Source organism: Williamsia sp. (assembly GCF_016462415.1).
GTDB lineage: Bacteria > Actinomycetota > Actinomycetes > Mycobacteriales > Mycobacteriaceae > Williamsia_A.
The window spans coordinates 1-1,713 of the sequence record NZ_JAEMTF010000236.1 but is presented as its reverse complement, the minus strand read 5'-3'; the positions used below and the strand labels follow the sequence as shown (position 1 = coordinate 1,713).

Genomic DNA, 1,713 nt, shown 5'->3' with positions numbered 1-1,713 from the left:
GTTGTCGAGTGCGGCGATGGCGTTGCCGAGGAGCTCCGAGGCCCGGGCCGCGACTGGTTCGAGGCCGGCTTCGCCGGTGACGGACACCATGAGGTCGGGGTTCATTGCCTCGATGATCATGGAACGGCCGCTGGTGTCGGAGGTGTCGGCGCGGACGACGACGTTGCAGGGCAACAGCATTCCGATCTGTGGTTGCACGCCGAGCGCCTGGTGGGCGAGGGTGGGGTTGCAGGCGCCGAGGATGGTGTAGGGCTCCATGTCCTCGTCGAGCTTCTTCTTCAACGTCGCCTGGACGTCGATCTCGGTGAGGATGCCGAAGCCCTGGTCGGCGAGTGCGGCGGTCACTTTCTGTTTGGCGTCGTCGAAGTCGGTGTCGGTCAGTGTGGTGGTCAGTCCGAGGTTCATGGGTGCTCCTTGGTGTGGTCGTGCTGGTGGGTGTGGGGTGATTCAGTTGTGGGAGAAACTGATCGCCGGTAGCGCTCGCCGTAGCCAGGTGGGCGACCACCACCCGGCGTGTCCGGTGATGCGCAGCAACACCGGCAGCAGGATCAGTCGGATGAGCACGGCGTCGAGCAGGACTGCGACTCCCAGGATGATCCCCATCTCCTTCGGGGGGAGTGGATCGGCGAGGGCGAAGGTGAAGAACACCGCGACCATCACCGCCGCGGCGGCGAAGATGACCCGTCCCGAGTGAGCCATGCCGTCGATCTGGGCGCAGTAGGGGTCGCCGGACCGCTCGTAGTGTTCCTTCGCTGTGGCCAGCAGGAACACGGTGTAGTCCATCGCGATCGCGAAGATCATGGCGAAGAAGAACACCGGCCCCCACCCGTCGAGGAATCCCTGCGGGGTGAAGCCGAGCAGCGATGACCCGTGCCCGTCCTGAAAGATCAGCTTGGCAACACCGAACGCAGCTCCGGTCGAGAGCAGGCTGACGATCGTGCCCATCAATGCGATGAGCGGTGCCTGCAACGCGACGAGGAGCAACACGAATCCCAGGGCGAGGATGACCCCGACGATGACCGGCAGGTAGTCGTTCAATGCCTTCTGCAGGTCGAGGTTCTCTGCGGGAGCGCCGCCGACCAGTGCGTCGGTGGGCAGCCGGTCACGCAGGGTGTTCAGGATCGACCCCATCCGCGCATCGGACGGGTCGACCGACGGAATCGCCTGCAGCAATGCGTAGCCCGATCCGTCGCGCGCGGGCTGCGGCGAGGTCACCATCGCGATTCCCGGACTCGATGCGGCGGCGGTCGCGGTCGAGGCAGCGTCGGTCTGCGGCACGACGACCTGCAACGCACCGGGAGCACCGGGACCGAACTGCTCTTGCACGAGGGCGTAGCCCTGTCGCACAGCGGAGTCCTGCGGCACCACCGAGATCGATGGCATCGCGACCTTGAGTCCGAACACCGGTAGCGCCAGCAACACCAGGATGCCCAGTGAGACGACGGCGAACGGCCACGGATGCTTGTGGAGCAGCGTGCCCCACCGGTGGAACACCGGTGAGCGATGCTCCTGACGTTTCGCATACGGCAGCGCGATGGCGTTGACCCTGGGTCCGAGCGCACCGAGGACCGTCGGCAACAGCGTGAGAGTGGCCGCCAGGACGAACACCACGGCCAGCATGATCCCGACCGCCATGGTGCGCACGGCCGGTGCCGGCACCAACAGCACCGCCGACAGACTCACGAGAACTGTCAGTCCGGACAGGAACACAGC

2 protein-coding genes are annotated in these 1,713 nt (G+C 65.9%); both read right to left on the bottom strand.

Annotated elements, in window-relative coordinates:
• The coding region (locus tag JHC79_RS23690; protein WP_296395539.1) for a DUF302 domain-containing protein at positions 1 to 405 on the bottom strand (405 nt) is incomplete at its 3' end.
• Positions 406 to 447: 42 nt separating this feature from the next.
• Positions 448 to 1,713, bottom strand: a 1,266-nt coding sequence (locus tag JHC79_RS23685; RefSeq protein WP_296395536.1) for an MMPL family transporter, incomplete at its 5' end; no start/stop codon positions are given.